Origin of the sequence: Pricia sp. (assembly GCF_041745955.1) — a bacterium.
Classification (GTDB): Bacteria; Bacteroidota; Bacteroidia; order Flavobacteriales; family Flavobacteriaceae; genus Pricia.
Map to the genome: position 1 here is coordinate 1 of NZ_JBGTHY010000339.1, position 5,335 is coordinate 5,335.

General features: G+C 46.7%; 5 protein-coding genes and 1 pseudogene. All 6 read left to right on the forward strand.

Going from position 1 to position 5,335, the window contains the following annotated elements:
- On the forward strand, positions 1 to 600 hold a 600-nt coding region (locus ACEW8S_RS12435), incomplete at its 5' end, for an SDR family NAD(P)-dependent oxidoreductase (RefSeq protein ID WP_373518468.1).
- Positions 601 to 706: 106 nt separating this feature from the next.
- Complete coding sequence (locus tag ACEW8S_RS12440) at positions 707 to 1,843, forward strand: ATP-binding protein (RefSeq protein WP_373518469.1); 1,137 nt, start codon at positions 707 to 709, stop codon at positions 1,841 to 1,843.
- A gap of 432 nt (positions 1,844 to 2,275) precedes the next feature.
- On the forward strand, positions 2,276 to 3,427 hold the full coding sequence (locus ACEW8S_RS12445; protein ID WP_373518470.1) for a lactonase family protein: 1,152 nt from the start codon (positions 2,276 to 2,278) through the stop codon (positions 3,425 to 3,427).
- A gap of 25 nt (positions 3,428 to 3,452) precedes the next feature.
- The gene (locus ACEW8S_RS12450) at positions 3,453 to 3,845 is read left to right on the forward strand and encodes a hypothetical protein (RefSeq protein ID WP_373518471.1); all 393 of its coding nucleotides are present in this window, start codon (positions 3,453 to 3,455) and stop codon (positions 3,843 to 3,845) included.
- The gene (locus ACEW8S_RS12455; protein ID WP_373518472.1) at positions 3,805 to 4,689 is read left to right on the forward strand and encodes a selenocysteine synthase; all 885 of its coding nucleotides are present in this window, start codon (positions 3,805 to 3,807) and stop codon (positions 4,687 to 4,689) included. Before ACEW8S_RS12450 ends, ACEW8S_RS12455 begins: the two co-directional genes overlap by 41 nt.
- Positions 4,690 to 4,957: 268 nt before the next feature.
- Positions 4,958 to 5,335, forward strand: a pseudogene (locus tag ACEW8S_RS12460) (cytochrome C); the annotation flags it as partial.

Sequence of the window (5,335 nt, forward strand, 5' to 3'; positions counted from 1 at the left end):
GTAACCACCTTGAATTTTGACGTCCGGGATAAGGATGAAGTGTTCAAGGCTATGGCATCGCTTCCTTCGGAATTTGCGAACATCGACATCCTGCTGAATAATGCGGGTAACGCCCACGGTCTTGACCCTATCCACGAAGGCAGTACCGATGATTGGGATGCCATGCTCGACATCAACGTAAAAGGATTGCTGTATGTTTCAAAGGCAGTCATCCCCAGAATGATCGAAAGGAAATCCGGCCATATCATCAACATCGGATCTACGGCAGGTAAGGAAGTCTACCCGAAAGGCAATGTCTATTGTGCCAGCAAACATGCCGTCGACGCCCTGACCACCGGTATGCGAATGGACCTCAACCCCTATGGCATCAAGGTCGGTGCCGTAAACCCCGGAGCTGTCGAAACGGAATTCAGTAACGTTCGTTTTAAGGGTGACGGCGAAAAGGCCGATGCCGTTTACAATGGTTTTCGGCCCTTGGTGGCCGAGGATATCGCCGAAACCCTGTATTTCGTGGTTACCCGCCCGCCGCATGTGAACATTGCCGATCTGACCATCATGCCTACGGCGCAGGCTTCGGCGACGGTTTGGAACAAGAATTGAGTCCCGATAGGGTGGGCATTGCGGGTCACCGAACAACGCTAAATTTTTGGGGTAGCCCAAGACGACAGGCAATGACCGATGCTAAAATATAATCGTAGTTTAAACAATGATCAACAAACGCCTTCTCGTAAAAAACCTGCTCTCCCATAACGACGAGAACAGTTTTTATGACAAAAAACGCTTTATCGAAATCGGGCAGAAGGAAGGGAAGGCGAAGTTCCTGAAACATGTCTGTGCCTTGGCGAACAGCAATCCGAAGAATCATTCGTTCATTGTAATCGGTGTCGAGGACGAGGACAATAAGATTGTGGGCGTCGACTTTTTTGACGACAGTAAAATCCAAAACCTGGTCAATGCCTATTTAGATAATCCGCCCTTGATATCCTATGAGAATATTCCCTTTCCCCACCTGCCGGAGGGAAAGGTCGTGGGGCTCGTGACTCTAACCTCCAACGGAAAGGTATGTGCCTTACGAAAGAATATTTGGAAGTATTACGGCGGTATGGTCTTCTTTCGCGAAGGTAGCATCAGTATGCCCAAAGCGTATGGTATCGAACTAAAGGATATCAATTCCAAGGCGGTTGCCACCATCGAACAGCACGCCAAGAACAACATAGAGCTTACCCTTGACGGCGTCATCGACTTTATCAACCACCGTCACCCCGATCTGGAAAGCGCCTATAAAGTATTCAAGGAGCAATTCGTGCTCTGCTGGGCCGGAAACCGCAAAAAGGTAAAGGACAAGACCTATTTTTCAAGGGTCGATATCGAACTGATCAACGAACAGGTAAAGCTATTTTATTCCACCTTGGATGAAATTACTATCGACTACGATGAGGACTCCTTTACCATAAAAGAGTATGTGCAATTAGGACTGGGTACCAAGCAGAACCATCATCCCCTGGAGGAAGTCGTCATCACATTTGAGGAGAATGGCACCTATCAAATACAGAGCAAACTCCTTTTTGAGCCACCCAAGTATGATAAAAAGAGCCTTTATCATATTTTTAATGCGAACAACGTGCTGCTCCAAAAATTGCAAAAGAATATCGCCTTGGCCCTTTCTGAAAAAAAGGATTTGGAACATTTGCCCGATACCTATTTGATCTGCTATTTAAACGGTTTTGAGGAAGCGAAAGAGCGAATGGATGTTGCGCGGCCGTTGTTAAAAAAATATGACGAAAAAGTATATCGGTCGCTGAAGGAGGCGTTACGGATTTTGAGGAAGGTACAGTATAATTAGAACGCGGATGGAATAATTTTCTGAGTTCAATTAATCTGAGCTGAATTAAACAGTACCTCATCCAAAAAAATCTAGCTTTCACTGGCCGGTTCGAGATGCCAATCGGAATTTTTAAGCGAGCTATTGATTTCTATCCGCACGAATTCCACTTCGGCAGCGGGAATATCGATGTCCAAAAACTTTATTTGCACATCGGCCGTTGGCTTTTGCCGTGGATAGCGTACCGACCCAACTTTAATGAACTTAGTGGCATCCGTAAAAATCCATAATAATAAAACCGGTGGGGAACAAAATCCAACTTGTAGGTGCAGTCAATTTCTTGAAATTAGAATTTCATAAGAATTGACCCTGAAAGAAAATCACGGTTTTTTTTGTTTATTTTTAGGCGGTATTATTATTTAAAAAATAGCATGAATTCTGTCGACTATAATTATGGAATATAAATCTCTAAGAAACTTCGTATTGATACTGATTACGATATTTGGGCCTATTTCTACTATGCTGGGTCAGGCGTCCCCGGCAGAAGAATTCAACCTTCTGATCGGCACCTATACCGAACCCGGCAAGAGCGAGGGCATATATGTGTATAAATTCAACGGGGAAACCGGTGAATTCAGCTATCGTGCAGAAGCTACGGGTATTAAAAACCCGTCCTTCCTGACGGCTTCCAAAGATGGAAAGCATGTGTATTCCGTTAGCGAAGTGGGTGACGGGAAAGGAGCGGTCTCTGCATTTTCCTTTGACCCGGCCTCCGGAAAACTTGATTTTTTGAACAGTGCAAGCTCGGGCGGTAACGGACCGTGTTATGTTTCGGTGGACGATAAAAACAAGTTTGTTTTCGTGGGCAATTATAGCGGAGGAAGTTTATCCGCCGTTCCCGTCAACGCCGATGGTTCGTTGGGGTCCGAGATTCAATCCATTCAGCACGAGGGAAGCAGTATACTCAAAAACCAAACAAAACCGCACGTCCATGCCGCTGTGTTATCCCCTGATAACAGCTATCTATATGTGCCCGACCTTGGAACGGACAGGATAAATATGTATACCGTAGACCTTGCCAGATCAGCCCCGCTGACCCCGGCAGACCCAGCTTTCGTAAGCGTTAAGGCTGGCAACGGTCCCCGGCATTTCACCTTTCATCCCAACGGGAAATTTGCCTACTTGATCCAAGAGATGACGGGAAACGTGACCGTCTTCGATTATAAAAAAGGCAAGCTGCATCCCAAACAGTCCTTCGCGTTGCCGTCACAAGGCTATAAAGGGCCTATAGATGCTGCCGACATACATATTTCGCCCGACGGCAAATTTCTTTACGGATCGTTACGGGGCGATATCGATGAGGTGGTCATCTATGCCATAAACAAGAAGGGGGAATTGACCTATGCAGGCCGTCAATCGACCTTGGGCAAGAACCCCCGTAATTTCGCCATAGACCCCACAGGAAATTTTCTGCTGGTCGGAAACGGCGGCAGCGACGAAATCGTTATCTTCAAACGGAATGGGGAAACAGGATCGCTGACGCCTACCGGAAAAACCATCAAGGTCGGCGCACCGGTATGCTTGAAATTTGTGCCGATAAAATAGTTGCCGTATCGAAAATACCGAATATATGAAACGAAGGGAAATCATTAAATGGGCCGCGGTAACCCCGGCGGCCGGAGCAATTGTCGGAAGTCTTATACCGTTTCAATCGGTGTTCGCCGCCCCTTCCGTAACATCGGAACCGAAACGCGACCTGATTAAAGAACTCGGCTTGAGAACGTTTATCAATGCGGCAGGAACTTATACCACCATGACGGCCTCGTTGATGGACGAGGAGGTTATGGAGGCCATCATTGCTTCTTCCCAAGAATTTATTATGCTGAACGAGGTGCAAGACAAGGTCGGGGCAAAAATAGCCAAAATCGTCCATTCGGAAGCGGCCATGGTTACTGCCGGCGCATTTTGCCTTGACCCTGGGCATGGCCGGAATACTTACCGGAATGGACCAGGAAAAGGTTAAGCAGCTTCCCCACGGTTTGGAAGAAGCGGGCATCAAGTCCGAAGTCATCATTCAAAAAGCGCATTTCGACGGGTATGAACATGCACTCTCCAATACGGGAATTTCATTGGTTCCCGTGGAGACGGCCGATGATGTTGATAAGGCCGCGAACGAAAAGACGGCATCGATGCACTTTTTGAATTGCAACACCCTGGAAGGGAAAATAAAGCATGAAGAATGGCTTCAGTTGGCGAAAAAGCACAATCTACCGGCCACGATCGATATCGCCGCCGACGTACCTCCGGTATCCAATCTTTGGAAGTTCAACGATATGGGCTTTAGTTTTGTGGCCCTTTCGGGTGGTAAGGCGATATGTGGCCCGCAGAGTGCCGGGGTACTTATGGGTACTAAGGATATTGTCGACGGCGCCAAAATCAATAATGCTCCGAATGGTCGCACAATTGGACGCGGAATGAAAGTGAACAAGGAGGAAATGCTGGGGATGTACGCCGCTCTTCGCGGTTACATCGAGAGGGATCATGACGAGGAGTGGAAAATGTGGGAAAATCGTGTTGCGGTTATTGAAGATGCCGTCAAAAAAGTCAAAGGTGTTGAAGTTGCCGTGACCGTGCCGCCCATCGCCAATCACACCCCGAAGATGAATATTAAGTGGGACCGGAAACAAACAAAAGTATCCCGTAGCGAACTGGGGGATAGTTTGCGCCAAGGAAATCCTTCGATCGAGATAATTGCTTGGGGTGACGACGAAAGCAGTATCGACCTTACGGTGTTTATGTTAAAGCCGGGGCAGGAAAAAATTGTAGGGAAACGAATTTTTGAAGAACTTTCAAGCGCATCTTCCTGATGCGTGCTTTATAAAAAAGTTTTGTTTTTCAGACTTTCATGAGTAAAGAATTCTTCCTAAATTGTTCAGGGCATAAGGTCCAACGCTACTGGTGTTTTGTTAAGGCTAAATTATTGGATGTAATACAACAACCTCAAAAAAGAGATTTCAACATTAAATGAAACCCGTATCGAATCCTTCTTTTAAAACATCCGTATTGGGCAAAAACCGGTTTGCATGTATTTTTTACTTTTTAATCTGCGTTATCTTTTGTCAATGTTCCCAAAAATTGCCCGCCGGCGACCCGGACAATGGTGGAGTTTTTCTACCGGAAGGCTTTGAAGCCCTGGTCGTGGTCGATAGCCTTAAAGGGCGTGCCAGGCATTTGGCCGTAAAAGACAATGGCGATATCTACGTAAAATTACGATTTCCCGATTCCGTAGGGGGAAACGCGGCGCTACGCGATACCGATAACGACGGTAAGGCCGACATCATTAAGACTTTCGGCGATTATCTTGACAAAAGCAGCTACGGAACGGCCATGCGCATACATGATGGGTATCTCTATTTTAGTTCCGTAACCCGTATATTTCGTCAAAAATTGACCGATGAGTTAGTGCCGGACTCCGAAATGGAGCTGATCTTGACCGATACCCAGCCACCGATG